Origin of the sequence: Sulfurimonas sp., assembly GCF_050296975.1 — a bacterium.
In the GTDB taxonomy this organism is placed as follows: Bacteria; Campylobacterota; Campylobacteria; order Campylobacterales; family Sulfurimonadaceae; genus Sulfurimonas.
Map to the genome: position 1 here is coordinate 33299 of NZ_JBNKRX010000011.1, position 20206 is coordinate 53504.

The window sequence follows — 20206 nt, forward strand, 5'->3', positions numbered from 1 at the left end:
ACCGTAGTTGATAGTAGAGCTTGGGGCTAATACAACCCCATAACCTCAAATTGAACATACCAAATTGCGATAGATGCAATATAACCAACTAAAATAGTCCAAGCATGTTTCATATGTGAACCAAAAGTATAAATTCCATGGAGTCTACCCATTACCCCAACACCAGCAGCTGAACCAAAAGAGATCATACTTCCACCAATACCTGCAGTCATTGTCACAAGTAACCACTGATCTAGTCCCATAGCTGGAGAAGATTTTAAAATTGCACTCATAACAGGAACATTATCTACAATTGCAGAAAGAAAACCTACACCAATATTTGCAGATGTTGATCCTATAAGTTCATAAAGATTATGTATGTAATGTAAGAAACCTAAGAAATGTAATGCTCCTACTGCTGAGAGGATACCAAAGAAGAAAAGTAATGTATCGTTTTCAACTTTTTGCATATTTACATAAATATCAAATCCATTTTTCCCTGATTTTGTAAGAAAAACTGAGTACATTTTTAAAATTGCCAAACCAAACATCATACCCCACATTGCTGGAAAGTGAAAAAATTGGTGCCCCAAAACAGCAATAGAAATTGTAAAAACACCAAGATATACAGTCCCCATCGCACCATCTAAAAGTTCTGGTTTGCTCTCAGTTGTTGGGTCAAACTCCGGTTGTCCTTGAGGAACTGAAAGAGAAAGCAAGTAAGCAGTAATCAACCAACCAATTATAGATGCTGGGAAGAGATAGAGGAAATCTATAAACTGTCCTTTTCCTGCTGTCCATGCCATTAACGTTGTGATATCCCCAAAAGGAGACCATGCCCCACCAGCATTTGCTGCTACAACTATATTGATAGCCCCTGGAACTAAAAATGAGATATTTTTCTTATCAATTGTAAAAAGTACAGTTGATAAAATAAGTGCTGTAGTTAAGTTGTCTGCTACTGGAGAGATAAAAAATGCTAAAAGACCTGTAAGCCAAAAAAGCTTCTTGTATGTATAACCTTTTGAAACAAGTTTATACTTCATAAGATCAAATACACCGCGTTCTATTAAAGTTTCGATGAAAGTCATCGCAACAAGTAAAAAGAAAAAGATTTCAGCAATCTCTAGTATTAAAGTCTCTAACTCATCATGTAACGGATCTGGATTTAGTCCATTTAAAGCATAATAAATACCTACAAGCATAAACATAAAAGTACCCGCAAAAAGCGCTGGTTTAGCTTTATTTACACTGTATTTTTCTTCAGCTGCAATAAAATAATATGCTACGATAAAAGCGATTAAACTTAACCACCCTACCCATGTTGTTGCTAAATTTACATCTGTTGCTGCTTGAGCAACTACATCTGTAGCAGTTTCAACTACTGAACTATGTTCCATCTAATTCTCCTCTTGTATGGTGTGAACACCTATCGATTCAGTTCTATTAAGTGCAGAGATTACAATCTCTCTCGCTGTCAATAAACGAAATTTCAATAGTTTACCAATTTTTTCTTTTAAAAGAGCATTAATTGTCTCTAATGCATCGTTTAAACCTCTTTTTGTACGGATAATTGAAACATTTTCCCACATTATTCGTCTGAGCTGATTCTTTTTCGCTTTATCATCTTTGTAGCTCATCACTTCATCAACGATAGGAAACTCTACTATTTCATCACTAAAATTATTAGTTTTTAAAATATCTTCAACAGCTAGTTTTGCAAAGACAAGCCCTTCAAGTAATGAGTTAGATGCTAGTCTATTTGCCCCATGTACCCGTGTTGAAGCGACTTCACCAATGGCGTACAACCCTGCAATATTTGGCACACGCCCTTTTAAATCTGTTTTTATCCCACCAATCGCATAATGAAATGCTGGTGAAATTGGTACTCTTTGCTGGGGCACTTTAAATCCAAGTCCTCGGAAACTTTTATAAATATTTGGAAACCTATGCGCAAAATACTTTTCATCAAAATTATCAAAGTTTAAGTACACATTTAACCCTGTCTTTTTTTTGTAAAGAAAAATTGACTTACTTACAATATCGCGAGATGCAAGTTCTCCTCGTTCATCATACTCAAATAAAAATCTTTTTCCATTTTCATCTGTAATAGTCGCACCCTCACCTCTTAGAGCTTCCGTTAAAAGCATCTTTTGAGCATTCGTTGAGTTTACAAATACAGTTGGATGAAACTGTAACATCTCCATACGGTCAAGTTCGATCCCTTTCATCACACAAAGCCCTTGCATATCAGCACTGATACATGGTGCATTTGTATGGTATTCATACAGAGAACCAACCCCTCCACTTGCTAATATGACGTTATCCGCATATATATTTTTAGTTTGCCTATGGTCTAAAACAGTCACACCATAACACTTTTGATCTTTTATAAGCAGATCAACTACACGCGCATCACTGAGCATTGCATGTTTATTATGTGAGAGTAAAAAGAAATGCAAATAGCGTCCTGTTGCATCTCCACCAGCATGTACTATTCGCTCACAAGAGTGAGCCGCTTCTTTTGTAAATAAAACATTTCCCTCTTTATCTTTATCAAACTCAAAACCATTATTGATAAGGTCATCAATTGCTGCAAAAGAGTATTGACTTAAAACTTTTACTGCTTCCTCATCACACAATCCATCACCAGCATTTAAAGTATCTTGAATATGTACAGGGATATCAGCTTCATCTCGTGCTAAAGCAATTCCACCTTGAGCGTAAAAAGTATTACATTTAAAAGTTTCTCGTTTATTTATAATGAGTACTTTCTTATCTGCTGGAAGCTTCATAGCTGCATAAAGACCAGCTACTCCAGCACCAACTATAATCACATCATATTTATACATTAGACCTCTCTACTCGCAAGTTTCATTTGTGTCAAATTTTTTCTCTTGCATGTGAAACTCAATATTTTCATCACTTTGGGGAACCTCTTTTTCATAGTATGGTGGTGCTTTATAGCCACACCCACTTACACTTAACAAAAAGCTTGTTATAATTAGCATATGAAAAATAGCACTGATATTATAAAAAATCTTCAAAATCAACCTCAATTTTCTAAACTATCTCATTTTAACTGTATCAAAAAAATACAATCCCTTTTTAATGCACCCTTGCAAAAGATGGTAAAGTTCGCATACATAAAAAATCAGACACTTTTTTTCGTACTCAACCATCCAGGTGCTAAACAAGAATTTGATAATAATATACAATCGATTAAAAGTGCTTTAAAATTTGTAACTCCCGATGAGTGTAAAGAGTTTATCATAAATGATATAAAAGCTTTTGTAACACATACACCAACTTTTAAACAAACACCTCAAACCATGAAAAATGAAACAGCCCCTAGCTATATTGAAAGAGCAAGTGGTAACCTTGAAGTCACTATCTCAGATGAACGCTTGAATCAACTTGTAAAATCTATATTTAACATTATAAAAGAGAAAAATGGATCTTAAAACTACCATTCAACAACTTCCATCTTCCGCTGGAATATACCAATATTTCGATAAAAATGGACGATTACTTTATGTTGGAAAGGCAAAAAACCTTTCAAATAGAGTAAAAAGCTATTGGTTATTTACCCCTGATTTACACCCAAATAAAAATCTCTCATCCCGTATCACAAAGATGTTGGAACAAACTGTTTCACTTGAGTATATAGTTGTAAATTCAGAGCATGATGCACTTATTTTGGAAAATTCTCTTATAAAACAACTCCATCCAAAGTACAACATATTACTTCGTGATGATAAAACATATCCATATATCTATCTTGATAACTCCCAAAAGTACCCTCGCCTTGATATAACAAGAAAAGTGATTAATTCTAAAGAAATTACATATTTTGGTCCTTACTCTGTTGGTGCTAGAGATATCTTAAATTCGGTCTATTCAATTGTAAAACTAGTACAAAAAAAAGGATGTTTACGTTCAAAAAAACTTTGTTTGTATTATCAGATAGATAAATGCCTAGGTCCTTGTGAACTTCCTATATCTCAAGAGCGTTATAACCAAGAAGTTGCACTTGCAATTTCACTTATTAAAAATAAAAAACTTCTCATAAAAAAACTCCAAGAAAAGATGGAGTTTTATGCAGAGGAACTTCGTTTTGAAGAAGCAGCCCAGATGCGAGACACGATAGATAAAATATCTCGCTCGGAGATTAATTCAGATATAGACTTTGCAAGTAGTGAAAACTTTGATATTTTTGTACTAGGGCATAATGAAACTCGTGCAGTATTGGTCAAAATATTTATGCGCAATGGAAAAATCATCTCCTCTTCACACGACTTTATCAACCTAATACAAGGGTTTGATTCAAATGAGATTTTTACACAAGCTTTAGTGGATTTTTATAGAGATGAAAAACCACCTATCATTGCTCCGATACTTCTCAATATGGAATTTGAAGATCAAAAACTTATCCAAACTCATTTAAGTCAAGTATTTGAGAAAAAAGCATCAATCATTGTACCTCAAAGAGGAAAGAAAAAAGATCTCATTGATTTAGCCCTATTAAATGCTCAAGAGCTTCTTAAAAAGGAAAAAAATTCTGATCAAAAAACTTTGCAAGAACTTCAAGAGTTATGTCATTTAGAAGTTGTACCAAATAGGGTTGAAGTATTTGATAACTCTCATATGGCTGGGATGGCAACTGTTGGGGCTATGATAGTTTATGACAATGGAGCGTTCGATAAAAACTCTTACAGAGTGTACCATTTAGAAGCAAAAGATGAATATGCGCAAATGAGAGAAACACTTTCAAGACGGGTAGAAAGTTTTAAAAAAAATCCAGCTCCTGATCTTTGGATACTTGATGGAGGGGCTACACTTTTAAACTTAGCACTTGACATTTTAGCTTCTAATGGTGTTCATATAGATGTTATAGCAATCTCTAAAGAAAAAATTGATGCAAAAGCGCATCGTGCTAAAGGAAAAGCTAAAGATATCATCTATACAAAAGATGAAATCTTTAGACTTCAAGAATCAGATAAACGTCTACAATGGGTACAGAATTTAAGAGATGAAGCACATCGAAGTGCCATTACTTTTCATAAAAAAACAAAACTCAAACTTGATCAAGAGAGTAAACTTTTAAGTTTAAATGGCATTTCAGCACCAAAAATCCAAAAACTTCTCAACCATTTTGGTAGTTTTGAGCTTATTAAAAGTGCCTCTTTTGAGGAACTTGCGAGTATTTTGAACAAAAAAGATGCAAAAAATATAAAATTATCATATAAATAAGTTTTATTTTTATATGAATATGATATATTTGTGACAATTCTAAAATTTTTGCTAAATATAAGGTTTAAATATGGAAAAAGTTACTCCTATTGATGAAGAGTACATGTTTGAAAACTTAGTGATAGTGAGTCAAACAGATGAAAAAGGTGTAATCACCTATGCAAATAAAGCATTTTGCGAAGTTTCTGGTTATACTGTTGATGAACTAGTTGGTCAACCTCATAATATTATTCGGCATCCGGATATGCCAGCTGCTGCATTTGAAAGATTGTGGAGCACTGTAAAAGGTGGTCAAGTATGGAATGGTATTGTTAAAAACATGAGAAAAGATGGAAAATACTACTGGGTAGATACTGAAGTTTTACCAATAAAAGATAAAGATGATAATATTACAGGTTATATTGCAGCTCGTCGTGCGGCATCACGTAAAGATATAATCGACACTGAAGAAGCTTATAGAAAAATGTTAGAAGCAGTTTAAGGGGTAAGAATGCTAATATACAACTACAAAAAAGAGTTTATAGGAATAGATGAGAAAGATCTTAAGACATTAGGGCTTGAAAATTTAGCTCAGTTACGTTCAGAAGCAGCAGATTTTGCTGACCTTTTTGTAAAAACACCTGGTTTTGTACATAATTTCCAACATGTTCATTGGATAGATTATATTTCGTGTGCAGACTCTTCAGAACAACCACAAGTTGTCATTAATGCCAATGGGAACTTATTTAAAGCTACTGTTACAATTTCTTCATCTTATTTAGCAGATAGTCCTACACAAAAAGCATATATAGTTAATTTAAACCATTTAAGAGGTTTAACTGACGCAGAGAAAAACTCTATCTCTGCTGATTTATTAGATAGACCAATACCTAGTAATGCTGCACCAATTGAGCCAGTTAGTTTTACAAGTGAAGTAGACACTTATGATGAAACTCCTAAATCAACACCATCGAACGACCTAGTTGAAGATGAGTATGATACTGTTGCTGAAGAAACATTACAAAGTCCTGATACTGAGATGGATTTACTCAGTATTGATGATGTTGTTGATGATGCTTTTGAACTTCATCCAGAGCTACAACAACAAGAAGATGTATCAACTGAAATTCCAGATAGATTAGATATTCCAGAATCAATTGAAATGGAAGAAAAGATTGAAGATGTTATTGCAGAAGTACCACAAAAAGAATTTGCACAACCGCAACCATCTACAGAAATAGATGAAGATCTTGAAAAAGCACTTCATAGTGATTATGTATATAATCCTCAAATTGCTTCAGATGAACTTGGTTTACCACTTGATCTTATCGAAGAGTTTATTGAAGATTTTATCAACCAAGCAAAAGAGTTTAAACCTGGTTTATATAGTGCTTTAGATGAAGGTGATATAGATAATGTGAAAATTCTTTCACATAAACTCAAAGGTGTTGCGGCCAATCTTCGTATAGAAGATGCTTTAGAGGTTTTAACAACAGTTAACACTACATCGGATATCAATGCCATCAAGAAAAATTTAGATATTTTTTATGTAATTATCGCAAAACTTGCTGGTGAAGAATTAGCTTTAAATGTTGCACCTCAAAATGCACCTGAAGAGGTTGAAGAGGAGATGGTGTTTGATCTAAAAGATGATACTTCATCAAATGATGACATCTCTTTAGTAGAAGAGACAGCTAAACAAGAAGAAAATACAATTGAAGAAAATGATTACTCAATTGCAGATGATGATGTCCCAGAGCAGATAGAACTTCCAGAACTTGCTGATGATAATTTTGTGGTACAAAATGAAGTAGAAACTGACCTTTTAGATACCTCTTTTGAAGATGAGTTATTACTCAAACCTGAAGAAACAAGTGCTCCACAAAGCTATTCAAAAGAGCAAATAGCTAACGAAATAGGTGTTGACTCAGAAGCACTTCAAGAGCTTCTTGGAGAGTTTAATTCTGAAGCAAAAGATATGATAGCAACTATGAAAACTGCCCTGCATAACTCAGATTTAGATCTAGTAAAAGCACAAGCACGTCAGTTAAAAGGGATGAGTAGCAATATAAGGTTTACAAACCTATCCAATGAAATTCAAACACTTTTAGATGTTGATAATGTTGAAAGTGCATCCAATGAGGTATCTAAAATCGAAGCACTTTTAGAACAAATTTCTGTTGAGGATTAAGATATGCAACTAGGACTTAAAAATAGACTTAGACTCATCTCACTGTTACCTATTATTATTCTATTTTCGATTACGAGTTACTTCGTATATGATTCGTATGCAAATTATAGAGCTGCACAACTTTTACAAGATAGACTTGCAGCAAATAGAGAGTTAAATTCACTTGTAAATAATATATCTCGTGAAAGAGGTATGACAGTTATGTATCTTGGAAACTCATCTCCAAATACACTCAAATCACTTGTAAAACAGAGAAATATTGTTGATGCAAAAGCAAAACTTTATTTTCAACATATTGATGCACAAGCTACGATAAAAAACTCTTCAACTATAGATAGTGAAACTGCTCAGCTTAAAAAAGCATATAAAGACATTGTAACCATTAGAACACTTGTAGATGAGCAAAAAACAAACTTTAAAGATGTATACGAAAAAGTTTATGGTCATGCTCAACAACTTGCCATCAAACAACTTGAAGAGATTACATATAATCAGTTAGATACAGCAATCAATGACTACTCATTTAAATACATTAATCTAGTTCGTGCGAATGAGTTTACTGCAGCAGAACGTGATTTTATCTCCTTCGCAATTGCACGTTCAACTGAACTAGATGAAGAGGAAGTCAATAAGTGGATTAACCTTGTTTCAAAAGCAGATGCTATTACTTACGATACTTTAAAAGATCAAGAATTAATAGCAACACTCAATGGAATTTTTAAAACTGAAGATGCCCTCGAACTTTTTGATGATATCAATACAGAAAGAGCTTCTGTTATGATCTCAGCTGCTGCTGGTGAATATGAAACAAATCCAGGTGTTTGGTTTGCAATGTTATCAGAGAAAACAAATCTTCTCTCAGATGCTCAAGAAAAAATTCTTGAAGCGATGGATGCAAGAGCAATTAGTGTAAAAACAGATGCTTTACAATTCTTAACTATCACTCTAACAATTTGGTTAGTTATTATTGTCCTTGCTATTTTGGGTTATTTACTCTCAAATGAGATTGCAAAAAATATCAAAAACCTTGAAGAGGTTCTTATCCGTGTTGCCGAAGATGCGACAGAACACGATGCGGAAAATATCAACCTCGATACTGCAAAAGGGACAACAGAGGCATATAATCTACTTGAAAAAATCATTGAACAAACAAGAGAAGATAAAGAGCTTGCACAAGAGGCAAGTGAAGCAAAATCTATGTTCTTGGCAAATATGTCGCATGAGATTCGTACACCACTTAATGGTATTGTTGGATTTACGGAACTTCTTAAAGATACAGGTCTCAAAGAGGAGCAACAAGAGTTTGTTGAGATTATTGAAAAATCTTCTGAGAATCTTCTTGAGATTATCAATAATATTCTTGACCTTTCTAAAATTGAATCTAATAAACTTGAGATTGAAGATATTATATTTAACCCTATCGAAGAGTTTGAAAGCGCTGTTGAAGTTTATGCTGTACGTGCGAGTGAAAAACATATTGACCTTGGTTGTTTTATCGATCCTGAACTGGAAAAACCTATCAAAGGGGATCCAACAAAAATTAAAGAAGTTATTATCAACCTTCTCTCAAATGCTGTTAAATTTACAAGTAGCTCAGGTGCAATCAATGTTGACATTAGAAAACTTGAAGCACCTCAAGATGGTATTACACGTGTTAGATTTGAGATTCAAGATAGTGGTATTGGTGTAACTAGTGAGCAAAAAGCAAGAATCTTCGAGGCATTCTCACAGGCCGATACTTCAATTACACGTAAATATGGTGGTACTGGTCTAGGACTTACAATTTCATCAAGATTTATTGAACTTATGGGTGGACAACTTGATCTTCATAGTGAAGCAGGTGAAGGGACTACATTCTTCTTTACACTTGATTTTGAAGAGGTTGAAGCTACACAAGAGTCTTCTAAAGGTGTTTACTCAAGTATTAATGCTCTTGTATATGAATCAGCACAAAAACAAAAAACACAAGATAGATATTTACGTGAATATTTAGACTTCTATGGTGTTAGTTATACATTGTTTAAAGATTTAAATGAACTTGAAACACTCCAGCGACAAGTGAGTTATGATCTCTTATTTATTGACTATGATTATGCAACTGAAAATGATCTAAGTACATTTAGTTCAATGCCTGAAGAGTTAATTCTTTTAACAAAATCGTACTATATGAGAAAAATAGACTCTATGGGACTTGATATTTTCAAAACCCTTTATGAGCCTTTAAATACGACAAAATTAAAACAAGCATTAGAAAACTTTAGCTCATCAAACTTCAATGCTAAAAAATCTAAAAAAGTTGCTCGTAAAAAGTATAACGTTGAATCTTCAAGATTCAATGCAAATGTCCTTGTCGCAGAAGACAATATCATTAACCAAAAACTGATAAAAAGAACTTTGGAAGATTTAGGTTTAACTATCGACATTGCATCTAATGGTCTAGAAGCATTCCAAAAACGTAAAGATGGAAATTATGATCTCATCTTTATGGATATCCAAATGCCTTTCTTAGATGGTATGGAGGCAACAAAAGAGATCTTAGAGTATGAAGAGGTTTATAATCAACCACACGTTCCAATCTTAGCACTTACTGCCAATGCACTTAAAGGGGATCGTGAAAGATTTTTAGAGGCTGGACTCGATGAGTATACAACAAAACCTCTTGTTCGTGCAGAGATTGTAACTTTACTCAACCACTTTTTAGGTGATTATATTATTTATGAAGAGGAGTTAACTCCTGAAAATACTGAACATCCAGAAGTGGTAATTACAGAAGATGATTTAGCAGATAATAATTCTCAAGAGATTATTGAAGAGGTTACTGAATTAGCAGCAGATAAGTTTGTTGAGGAAAATCTCACTGATACTGAAGTTGAAATACCAACAGAAGAAGTTTTTGAGAAGATCATTGAAGAAGATTTCGAAGAACCAAATGAGTTAGATGAAGAGGTGCAACCTATTGCTTATGATTCAGATGTATTAATTGCAAACTATAGTAAATTTAATTCAAAACTTATAGGTAGAATACTAACAAACTTAGCTTTTGATTATGATATTGCAAACAGTGTTGAACTTGTGAATGAAAAACTTCAAACAAATAGATACAAAGTAGTACTACTTGATTCTTTACTTAAAGATGCAGTGGATGTGTCAACAGATACTGACATTCTTATCTTAGAAGATTCTATAAATAAAGAAAAATTACAGTCTGCTTTAGAAAAATATATTTAAAGGATATAAACTATGACAAAGAAAGATTTAGTAGTACTTGCAGTAGATGATGATTTAATCAATTTAAAGCTACTAAAGTCAATGCTCTTAAAAACTGGAAATGTTAAAGAAGTTATAGAAGCAAAAAATGGTTCTGATGCTATTAGTGAGCTCAAAGGACGCAGTGATATTGATCTTATTCTTTTAGATATTATCATGCCTATTATGGGTGGAATTGAGATGCTAAAAGTTGTGCGTGCAGATGCTTCTTTAAATCAACTTCCTATCATTGTTTTAACAACTGATGAAACAAAAAAAGCTGAAGCACTTGAAGCTGGAGCAAATGGGTTTTTAATGAAACCAATTAGAAACGATGAACTCATTACTAAAATGGGAACGGTCATCGTCTAAGACTAATTAAAAAACAAGTTCTTATACAAGAACTTGTTTCAGTACCTCTTCTATCCTTTTAACCCCAACAATTTTCATAGCATCTTTTACTTCTTGTGGTATCTCATCAAGATCTCTGTCATAATTTTTTTGTGGGATTAAAACTTTACTCATATCTGCTTTATGTGCAGCGATAAGTTTCTCTTTAAGTCCACCAATTGGTAACACATCGCCATTAAGTGAAACTTCACCTGTCATTGCAATATCTGAGCGTATTTTTTTCGATGAAAGTATAGAAGCTATAACACTTACCATCGCAATTCCTGCACTTGGACCATCTTTTGGCGTTGCACCATCTGGGACGTGTACATGTAGGTCATAACGTTTATATACTTCACTAGGATCAATTGCTACACCATCTTCTTTTTCTTTAAAAGAAAGAGGGATATTATCTTCAGAAATTTCAATTTTTCTTGTATCTATTAAAGTTTTCACAACACTAAAAGCGATACGAGCTGACTCTTTCATAACATCTCCAAGGCTACCTGTGAGTTGCATAACACCTTTACCTTTTATACGGATAGACTCTATTTTTAAAACATCACCACCAACTGCTGTCCATGCAAGACCATTGACTACACCAATGACTGGAACTTTATCTGTTTTTTCAATCTCAAAAACACTTTTGTCAAAAAACTCATCTAAATTTTTTACACCTACAGAAATTTTTGAAAGTGTTTTATCTTTTAACATCATAAGTGCAGCTTTTCGTCCAAGTTGCGCAATTCTACGACGTAGGTTACGTACACCTGCTTCGCGTGTATAACTATGGATAAGCTCTTTTAATGCTTGTTTAGAGATAGTTACTTCCGATTTTTTAAGTCCATGTTTTTTTAACTCTTGAGGGATCAAATAACGCTTTGCAATCTCAAATTTCTCCTGTGGTGTATATGAACTAACTGTGATAAACTCCATTCTATCAAAAAGTGGTTTTGGTATACGTGCTACATCATTTGCAGTTGCTATAAAAATCACATTTGAAAGGTCGATGTTGAAATTTAAATAATAATCACGAAATGCATTGTTTTGCTCAGGGTCAAGTATCTCTAAAAGTGCTGCAGTTGGATCACCTCTCCCATTTCTAGTTACTTTATCGATCTCATCAAGAACAATAACTGGATTCATTTTTTTCGCGTCAATTAAACCTTGAACTATACGCCCTGGCATTGCTCCAACATATGTACGACGATGTCCACGCAACTCATTCACATCTTCCAATCCACCTAAAGCTATACGCACTAACGGTCGCTTCAATGCTGTAGCTATTGAATTTGCTAAAGATGTTTTACCAACACCTGGAGGTCCTGAAAAACATAAAATTGCACCAGCAGCTTTTGTCTGTTTAATTCCTCGAAGTTCTAATAACTCTTTTACAGCAAAATACTCAACAATTCTCTCTTTTGGTTTTTCTAAAGAGAAATGATCTTTGTCAAGTTGTTTTTCTACATCTTGTATATCAAGTGGTTTTTTACTCATAGAGCCATATGGCACATCTAAGACCCAATCAAGATATGTTTGTGTCATAGAAGCATCAGAAGAATCTGGATGCATTCTTGAAAAACGCTCTAGCTGTTTACTTACCTCTTTGTAAGCATCTTCAGACATTTTAGATTTTTTCGCCTCAAGTTTTTTACGATACTCTTCGATCTCTTCATCACGAGCAGTATCAGTACCTAACTCTTTTTGAATCTGTTTGAGTTGCTCTTTTAAAAAGTACTCTTTATTTACTTTTTCTATATGTGTATGTACTTTTGAACGTATCTCTTTTTGGAGCTTATTTGCTTCTATCTCATCAATAAGATAGTCGATCAGGTCTAAAAATCTTTGTTCTGTATCTGTTTGTGTAAAAAGTTTATACGCTTGCTCTTTTTTAAGTTTTACAGTTGAACAGATCAAGTCAATTATACGATTATGATCGTGATTTTCCTCAATAGTTCTTAAAAGATCAGGTGGAAAATAGTTACTTACACCAGAGAGTGTACGCACTTTCTCACGAACTACTTCTAAAATCGCATCAATTTTAAGAGTATTTACCTCAATAGAAGGGATCACATCAACATGAGCTATAAGTGGGCTATCTGAGATTTTATGTAACATCTTAGCACGTGCTAAACCTTGAAATAAAACTTTCACCCTACCATCCGGCAAGGCAACTTTTCTCATGATAGAGCCTACAACTCCTGCATCATATAAAGACTCATACTCACGTTCACCCTCTTGCTCAGGTTTTGTAGGGCAAACAATCACTAAAGAGTTATCTTCTATAGCTTTTGTTGCAGCATCAATATTTTTCTCATCATTTAAAAATAAAGGGGAGATCATAAAAGGGTATAAAAATATATCATCCTCTGCTATTACTGGAATATCAGCAGGAAACTCTCCATAATTACTCAAATTCATCTGTTTTTGTCCTTATTTTGTACTATTATCATCTTGTATAGAGTTTCGTGAGACCACACTTTGCGTATCTGGAATCATAAAACCATACCAACTTGCACGTCCATCGCCCTCAAACCACTCTCTATACCATGGTGTGTTTGCACGTTCAATCTCATCCCATTTTATCCAAGGTTCAGGTTTAATATCTCTATAATACTGCGCAGATTTATGCTTATCAACTCTGTCATACAATAAAGCGATAGTTTCGTTTAAAGCAGCCTCTGAAAGACACAATTTTGTAAGCATCGAATCCACTAACGCATAATACTCAGAGCGTGGATAGTTTCGTTTAAATGCCTCTGCACTTTTTATCGCATCTTGTATAAGCACTTGATCGCGCCTTGGATTTGGCAGTGAAAGGTATTTCGCCTTTATTTTCAAAAACTCTGCAAACTCTCTTTCATTTTCATTTGCATATCTTTTTACATACTCATCTAAAAAATGCTCACTTAAAAGATACTCTTCGTTATACATATGTGAAATTGCTAGTATCATAGTAGCTTGTGGTAAAAGAGGTGAGCCTATATGTTCCCCTTGCAGTGAAGCATAATAATCATCCGCTTTATCAAGATTTCCATCTGCTATAGAGTTGATGATCTTGCCATACCAATATACCGCTGGTTTATTGTATTCCTCAACATCTTTTGAACAAGCACTAAAAAATAAAACAATCCCTATAAATAAAAATAAAACTCTAAACCTGTTTTGCATAAAATATTCCTAGATATTAATTAGATTGTTATTTTATCCAAAACTTCTATAATAGTGTTTAAACAAAAAAATTTAAAAAAAATAACAAAAATATCACAACTTATGTTTTTTTTAAACTTTTTAAGCTATACTTAAGTAGGAAAGTTAGACAATTGGAATGTAGGCAATTGTTTACATGCTACTGAGCCCTGTGGTTTGGTGCAGTGATTTTTCTACTTTGAAACGAAGGGGTGTATTATGAAAAATCTATTTACAAAACTCATTCTACTTTTTTTATTTACCTTATCTTCATATGCTGATATAGCTTGTACAGGTACAACTGCCAATTGTACTTATGATGTAAGTGCTGCAACTTTAGCATCAAAAATTGAGGGTATAGGTATTACTATTACAAATGCAAAGATTACACATGGTGATGGAAAGCAAGTGGGTGTATTTTCTAACGGTATTAACGGAGCTGGATTAGAGATAGACGAGGGGATTATCCTTACTGGTATGAATGTAAAAGAATCTTTTACTACAAATAGTTCATGGCGAACATCCATCCAAGAATCAGATATCTATTCTGATACAGACTTAATAGCAATTGCTAGCGATGCAATCTACAATCCTGTTATTTTTGAATTTGATGTTACTTTAGATGCAAATACTCGTTTATTACTCATTGATTATCAGTTTGCATCAGAAGAGTATAATGAATATGTTGGTTCTCAATTTAATGATGCTTTTGGCTTCTTTGTCTCTGGTGGTGATCTTCCACAAACATACAATATTGCTAGAGTAATTGACAACCAAACCTATGTTACTATAAATAATATTGATAATTATCAAACTGTAACTGTTAATAACGTAAACAACGGCTCTGTAGGTATCTATGATGATTCTACTGCAGAAAATTTAACAAACACTAGCTTTTTTATAGATAACTGTAAAAAAGGTACTGGTGTACCGAATTGTACTCAAAACAATCCACCTGTAGATGTAGAATATGATGGAATAACACACATCTTACATGCAACCTTAGATAACTTAACTCCAGGACAAACGTATCACTTTAAAATGGCTATTGCTGATACAGGTGATTCTGCATGGGATACTGGAGTATTTGTAAACAAAATCACAGGTTTACGAGAACCTAGTTTATGTTACGACTATGCATATAAACAAGATGATGTCTATCTTACAGAAGGCTACGATCCCAATAAAGGGCCATATATAAGTGCTGAGTCTCTCTCTAGTAATCCTATTCAAGTAGGTATGTACATAAAAAATACCCAAGAATCAGAAATAGAAGCAACTAATATCACTATAGATATTATAGACATCAATACTACTCAAGCTAGTTATATTTCAAACAGTACCTATGTAACAGAACCTGGAAGTTTTTATCCAGCGCATATTTCAGATTCATTTTTAACGTTAGGGACAGATTATATAAATGGGGTGCCTATAACTTCTTTTAATGCCTTTGAGTACTTTTATATTTACTTTTTCTTAACACCTCATGTTTCTGATATGTCTTTACCTATTGTTGCAAGAATCAACTATGATCTAACAGTACCACTCTCTGCAACTCAAACCCAAACTATTTATAGATCAAGTATAATTGATGAAGATGTTCCTATCTGTAGTGGTTCATCTGACTTTGATCCAGTTTATGGACTTTTCAATGTTATTGAAAATGGTCTTTATACTAGTGATTCTAGCTATTACTACAACCTAAATACTCAAGTGGTCAATAGACAAGGAAACTTAAGTGTAGCTACAGTCGATGCAAATAGTTCTGACCTTCATGACCTCATTCCAGCTACTACTATAGTTGGTGTTGATATTGTTGATCTTAACTCTTTTCATGACACCGCGGCAACATGTAGTGATGTTAACAATACCATTTCTGATAGAGTATGGGTTCTTTTTGATAACCAATCATTAACACCTTTAAATGTAAGTGGATTTAACCAAAAAGCCTCAAAAAATGCAGCATTTCGTATTAGTTATTTTGATGATGGGAATGGTACCCTTCTTCAACTAGAAAAAGTGGAAAAAGATGGTGAAACAAGATGGAATGTAAAAAACTTTCCAACTCTAGTTAAAAATGGCCAATGTATGGCAGACATCGCATCTGGTACAGATACTGTTGCACAGTACTGTAGTAATGCTGGTAGCTCTTTTGCTTCTGCTATGACTTGGAGTGATCTTCAAACATGTATGGATTGTGTTTATGGTTACAATACATACTCCGTTTGTAGTAGGGATAACTTTTCAATCAGACCAGAGGCATTTCAAGTCCATTTATCTGATCAAAACTTAAGTGGAGGTCCACAACTTAATCTTCTTACACAAAATTTCACTGGTGTTACAAATCCATCTACAAACCGACATATAGACTTGGCTTCTGGTTATACCTATCAACTTGATGTCAATGCAACAAATCATATAGATAACAATGCATCTTCTGGCTACAATGCTCAATATAGTAATGCTTCTGCGAGTTTAACCGATGCAAATGTAGCAGTTTCTCGATACGTATGGACTCCTCAAAATGGACAAGATGTGAGTGGATGTAACGACTTAACAGATAAAGATGTTAACCTGACTATCAACAGCGGAATAGATATTGCAGACACTTCAGTTGCACAAGTGGGAGACTATATATTTAGCATGGTAGACAGTTCATGGACTGCTATCGATAGAATAGAACAATCTCATCACTATTCATCATCATATTTCCAATCTGGTTCAGACTGTGTTGTGGGGAGTAGTTTTGTAGCATCTACATCTGCATATGATAACTTAAATGGGTGTAATATAAGTAGTACACATATAAACCAAGATACATTTGTAACATATCATGACCTCAATGTAACGTTTCATCCTTACCAATTTAACCTATCAAATACATTATCTGTAGGAGATAGTAATAAAACGGATTCAGATATGACAGATACTAGAGATCTTTTTGTTTATATGGCAAATATTGACCAAAACGAGTCTATCTCTGTTCACTTAGATACAACTGTTACAGCAGCAAGTTTTTCTGGTACTGCACTTAGTAATTATGTTGCTAACTGTTTTTCCAGACCTCTACATATTACCATTGACAAGTCAGATACTACAAGTGTAGACTTAGCATATCAATATTTAGTACATAATTTAGATAGTAACAGTTCTACATTAACAACATTTGATATTAACAGTACAATTGCAAAAGGTCATACAACAGAAAATGCTGACTTTAATACAACAGCTGCATTTTTCCAAAAAGATCAAAATGGGACAATGCGTCTACGCACTAATCTTAACTTCAATAGAGATATAAATGTTTCAGCAGGACCAGAAGATATCAACTATAGTTTTATAGCAGCAGAAGATAACGCTACACTATTTAATGCTGACTTAGTGAACAATAAATTTGCAGAAGGGAATCGTACAGTAGGACAAGTTGTGCATCATTATTATGGAAAAACTGTTGCTCCAAAAGTGACTATAATATGTAACGAACTCCCATGTACTACAGGAACTGCTACAAGTAGTGATACATCTACAAAAGTTTTAGCTTATTTCACAATCTACTGTGATCCAACAGATGCAGCTTATACATGTCAAGCAGCAACAGTTGCAACATCAGCAACTTTACCAATAAATTCATTTCAAACAAACGACATACGTTGGTGGACAAACCCTTATCATGATGACCCTACTGCATCTGGTGTAAATATTAGTGGAACACAAACTAATGATGGTGATATAGGTGCTATTTCAGAAGTCGCGAATTCTCAAGTGAATGCGTCTGCATTAGTTGAACAAGAGCCATATATGTATGAACTACCATTGACATATCAAGGTGGTAATGGTTTACCATATGATGCAACTATGCAGATGCAATCAGACCCTTGGCTCATATATAATGCAAGCAATGGTAATGCTACTGCTAATAGTTTTATAGTAGAGTTTATAGGTGCTAGTGGTTGGAGTGGAATTTTTGAAGAGGATAGTACAACTGATACAAAAGGGGTAGCTCCAAAAAATAGGAGAATCATGTGGTAAGAAGATATGCCTTTACTATGATAGAACTCATCTTTGCTATTGTTGTAATTGCTGTTGTTGTGATGTCACTACCAACTATGACACAAAGCGTCGACCAAAGCAGTGAAGACAATATTGTCCAAGAGGCTGTTTTTGCTTCTCAAGCGATTTTAAGTGAAGCTATCTCAAGTTATTGGGATGCAAATTCACAATTTGATGCGATTATCTCTGGAGGGTTATCAAGAACTATTAATACAGGAAATTGTAATATTGGGCTAAATGGTCAACCAAACCAACGAACTGGAGATGTTACAAGAAGATGTCTCAGTGATCTTACAGTTGCTGTATCAAATAATGCCGCTATTGCTTATACGATAGACAATCTTGCTGCTCAATGGAATGGGAATAACATTTTTACAAGCACTGCTTCCAAAGCTGCTTATAAGTCAAACTATACTGCAACTGCTGCAGTGACACAATGTTCTAATGGTGCTGGATGTGGTTTTGGTGCTGTAGCTATAAACCCTGATCTAAAACAATTACGCATAACTATAAGAGATGGTGGTGTAGCTGTTGTTGTACTTAGAGCTTTTAGTGCTAATATCGGAGATATATCTATAGCAAAGAGGACGTTTTAATGTCTCGATTACGTTATGCATTTACAATGCTTGAACTTATCTTTGTGATTGTAGTCATTGGTATACTTGCTCACTTTGGAGTTGAACTACTTAGTAATACATACCAAAACTTTATTTTTACAAAAGTCAATAATGATCTACAAAGTAGAAGTGGAAGTGCTGTAGAGTTTATAGCTAAAAGACTAGAAAACCGTATAACAGGTTCTGTAAGTGCGGTTAATGCTGCTGGAGGGCGAACATATTTACTTGGTGGTGTTGCTCCTAATGTACCAACTTTTGAATGGATTGCTACTGATATTGATGGCTTTAGAGGGACTAATCAACCACTTTGGAGTGGTGTGATTGACCTTCAAAATAGTAATGCAAATCTTCTTGTGTCACCAGGGAGTAGTTTTGCAACTTTAACGAATCGTATTAGTGATCTCTCAAATGGAGGAACTAATCTTAACAGTGCAGCACTTTATTTTATAGACTCACCTTTGGCTGCAAATAACCCTTGGGGATTTGCAGGTGCTATAGGTGATCAAAATAGTAATATTCATCCCATCAATATGGTAGGAGGAAGCAATACACAATTAGTTCCAAGTGTAGGTAGCTTTGCAAATGTGGAGGTCTCAGAATATTATAAACTTGTTTGGACTGCATATGCTGTAGCTCTAGAGAACTATAATGCAGGAACAAATATGGGAGAGTTAGCTTTTTATTATGACTACCAACCTTGGTTAGGAGAGACTTATCTCCAAAATGGTACAAGAACCGTATTGGCTAGAAATGTGAGCACTTTTCGTTTTCGTGCTGAGGGTTCTTTAATAAAAATACAAGTATGTGCAAATACTAACTTAGTGGAGAATTACGCGCTATGCAAAGAAAAAACAGTATTTTAAACCGTAGTGGTATAGCTATGATAATGGCTATATTTGTTATAGTTATCATCTCTACAATATTGGCTATTTCTATATCTCTCTCTTCCCAAATGAGCCAAAAAACAACCAATCTCTATCTATATGAACAGTCTGTACTATTATCTCGTTCTGCAACAGAGTATAAAATGCTACTACTTTCTCAATCAGCAAATCCATGTACTCCATTAGCAACAAACTTTGTTTACGATGGTATTTATACTGTTAATATAACTACTCAATTTATTCCTGCTGCCGCTACTACTTGTGCTGTAAATTCTGCAGGAAATCAACTTGGAATAACAAGTGATTTTGTCGCTCCAAATGGGGTCAGTCTAGATGGAACTGTAATTATGGATGTAACAGTAACAGCAAATCCAGCTGGAACAACTGAGCCTGTAAGATATTTTAGACGCTCTATACAAAAACTCTAA

At 34.1% G+C, this 20206-nt stretch carries 15 protein-coding genes; 10 read left to right on the forward strand and 5 right to left on the reverse strand.

Translation table 11 applies throughout. The features are described 5' to 3' along the window. Positions 1-26: 26 nt before the first annotated feature. The 3 genes from nhaD to ACQY56_RS03205 are packed head-to-tail and all read right to left on the reverse strand — an operon-like array spanning position 27 to position 2990. Positions 27-1379: a sodium:proton antiporter NhaD gene (nhaD, locus tag ACQY56_RS03195; RefSeq protein WP_428738108.1), complete on the reverse strand. Its 1353-nt coding sequence runs from the start codon at positions 1377-1379 to the stop codon at positions 27-29. Continuing rightward, complete coding sequence (nadB, locus tag ACQY56_RS03200; RefSeq protein WP_428738109.1) at positions 1380-2831, reverse strand: L-aspartate oxidase; 1452 nt, start codon at positions 2829-2831, stop codon at positions 1380-1382. Between the two features lie 9 nt (positions 2832-2840). Continuing rightward, positions 2841-2990: a hypothetical protein gene (locus tag ACQY56_RS03205; RefSeq protein WP_428743719.1), complete on the reverse strand. Its 150-nt coding sequence runs from the start codon at positions 2988-2990 to the stop codon at positions 2841-2843. On the opposite strand from ACQY56_RS03205, the gene ACQY56_RS03210 reads away from it, so the two are divergent. From ACQY56_RS03210 to ACQY56_RS03235, 6 genes are all read left to right on the forward strand, one after another. Beyond that, on the forward strand, positions 2991-3443 hold the full coding sequence (locus ACQY56_RS03210) for a hypothetical protein (RefSeq protein WP_428738111.1): 453 nt from the start codon (positions 2991-2993) through the stop codon (positions 3441-3443). Next, positions 3433-5232, forward strand: a complete 1800-nt coding sequence (uvrC, locus tag ACQY56_RS03215) for an excinuclease ABC subunit UvrC (protein ID WP_428738112.1) — start codon at positions 3433-3435, stop codon at positions 5230-5232. Before ACQY56_RS03210 ends, uvrC begins: the two co-directional genes overlap by 11 nt. Before the next feature lie 70 nt (positions 5233-5302). Beyond that, a complete protein-coding gene (locus ACQY56_RS03220) occupies positions 5303-5713 on the forward strand; it encodes a PAS domain-containing protein (RefSeq protein ID WP_428738113.1) in 411 nt (136 codons plus the stop codon). Positions 5714-5722: 9 nt separating this feature from the next. After that, positions 5723-7402, forward strand: a complete 1680-nt coding sequence (locus tag ACQY56_RS03225; RefSeq protein ID WP_428738114.1) for an Hpt domain-containing protein — start codon at positions 5723-5725, stop codon at positions 7400-7402. A 3-nt stretch (positions 7403-7405) separates the two neighbouring features. Further along, positions 7406-10630 carry an ATP-binding protein gene (locus tag ACQY56_RS03230; RefSeq protein ID WP_428738115.1) on the forward strand — a complete coding sequence of 1075 codons (3225 nt, stop codon included), beginning with the start codon at positions 7406-7408 and terminating at the stop codon, positions 10628-10630. Positions 10631-10642: 12 nt separating this feature from the next. After that, positions 10643-11020: a response regulator gene (locus tag ACQY56_RS03235; RefSeq protein WP_428738116.1), complete on the forward strand. Its 378-nt coding sequence runs from the start codon at positions 10643-10645 to the stop codon at positions 11018-11020. A gap of 21 nt (positions 11021-11041) precedes the next feature. Here ACQY56_RS03235 and lon read toward each other — a convergent pair whose 3' ends face one another. After that, positions 11042-13459 carry an endopeptidase La gene (gene lon / locus ACQY56_RS03240; RefSeq protein WP_428738117.1) on the reverse strand — a complete coding sequence of 806 codons (2418 nt, stop codon included), beginning with the start codon at positions 13457-13459 and terminating at the stop codon, positions 11042-11044. 12 nt (positions 13460-13471) lie between these two features. Continuing rightward, positions 13472-14209, reverse strand: a complete 738-nt coding sequence (locus ACQY56_RS03245) for an outer membrane protein assembly factor BamD (RefSeq protein WP_428738118.1) — start codon at positions 14207-14209, stop codon at positions 13472-13474. Positions 14210-14446: 237 nt separating this feature from the next. On the opposite strand from ACQY56_RS03245, the gene ACQY56_RS03250 reads away from it, so the two are divergent. The 4 genes from ACQY56_RS03250 to ACQY56_RS03265 are packed head-to-tail and all read left to right on the forward strand — an operon-like array spanning position 14447 to position 20206. Beyond that, positions 14447-18256: a choice-of-anchor L domain-containing protein gene (locus ACQY56_RS03250; RefSeq protein WP_428738119.1), complete on the forward strand. Its 3810-nt coding sequence runs from the start codon at positions 14447-14449 to the stop codon at positions 18254-18256. Further along, a complete protein-coding gene (locus tag ACQY56_RS03255; RefSeq protein ID WP_428738120.1) occupies positions 18250-18873 on the forward strand; it encodes a prepilin-type N-terminal cleavage/methylation domain-containing protein in 624 nt (207 codons plus the stop codon). The genes ACQY56_RS03250 and ACQY56_RS03255 overlap by 7 nt, the downstream gene beginning before the upstream one ends. Next, the gene (locus tag ACQY56_RS03260) at positions 18873-19757 is read left to right on the forward strand and encodes a type II secretion system protein (RefSeq protein WP_428738121.1); all 885 of its coding nucleotides are present in this window, start codon (positions 18873-18875) and stop codon (positions 19755-19757) included. Before ACQY56_RS03255 ends, ACQY56_RS03260 begins: the two co-directional genes overlap by 1 nt. Next, entirely contained in the window at positions 19733-20206 is a 474-nt protein-coding gene (locus ACQY56_RS03265) for a hypothetical protein (protein WP_428738122.1), read from the forward strand. Before ACQY56_RS03260 ends, ACQY56_RS03265 begins: the two co-directional genes overlap by 25 nt.

What these genes read in the sequence shown, in the direction of transcription:
- nhaD (WP_428738108.1), bottom strand. Translation starts at nt 1,379, where the DNA reads ATGGAACATAGTTCAGTAGTTGAAACTGCTACAGATGTAGTTGCTCAA.
- nadB (WP_428738109.1), bottom strand. Translation starts at nt 2,831, where the DNA reads ATGTATAAATATGATGTGATTATAGTTGGTGCTGGAGTAGCTGGTCTT.
- ACQY56_RS03205 (WP_428743719.1), bottom strand. Translation starts at nt 2,990, where the DNA reads ATGCTAATTATAACAAGCTTTTTGTTAAGTGTAAGTGGGTGTGGCTAT.
- ACQY56_RS03210 (WP_428738111.1), top strand. Translation starts at nt 2,991, where the DNA reads ATGAAAAATAGCACTGATATTATAAAAAATCTTCAAAATCAACCTCAA.
- uvrC (WP_428738112.1), top strand. Translation starts at nt 3,433, where the DNA reads ATGGATCTTAAAACTACCATTCAACAACTTCCATCTTCCGCTGGAATA.
- ACQY56_RS03220 (WP_428738113.1), top strand. Translation starts at nt 5,303, where the DNA reads ATGGAAAAAGTTACTCCTATTGATGAAGAGTACATGTTTGAAAACTTA.
- ACQY56_RS03225 (WP_428738114.1), top strand. Translation starts at nt 5,723, where the DNA reads ATGCTAATATACAACTACAAAAAAGAGTTTATAGGAATAGATGAGAAA.
- ACQY56_RS03230 (WP_428738115.1), top strand. Translation starts at nt 7,406, where the DNA reads ATGCAACTAGGACTTAAAAATAGACTTAGACTCATCTCACTGTTACCT.
- ACQY56_RS03235 (WP_428738116.1), top strand. Translation starts at nt 10,643, where the DNA reads ATGACAAAGAAAGATTTAGTAGTACTTGCAGTAGATGATGATTTAATC.
- lon (WP_428738117.1), bottom strand. Translation starts at nt 13,459, where the DNA reads ATGAATTTGAGTAATTATGGAGAGTTTCCTGCTGATATTCCAGTAATA.
- ACQY56_RS03245 (WP_428738118.1), bottom strand. Translation starts at nt 14,209, where the DNA reads ATGCAAAACAGGTTTAGAGTTTTATTTTTATTTATAGGGATTGTTTTA.
- ACQY56_RS03250 (WP_428738119.1), top strand. Translation starts at nt 14,447, where the DNA reads ATGAAAAATCTATTTACAAAACTCATTCTACTTTTTTTATTTACCTTA.
- ACQY56_RS03260 (WP_428738121.1), top strand. Translation starts at nt 18,873, where the DNA reads ATGTCTCGATTACGTTATGCATTTACAATGCTTGAACTTATCTTTGTG.
- ACQY56_RS03265 (WP_428738122.1), top strand. Translation starts at nt 19,733, where the DNA reads ATGCAAAGAAAAAACAGTATTTTAAACCGTAGTGGTATAGCTATGATA.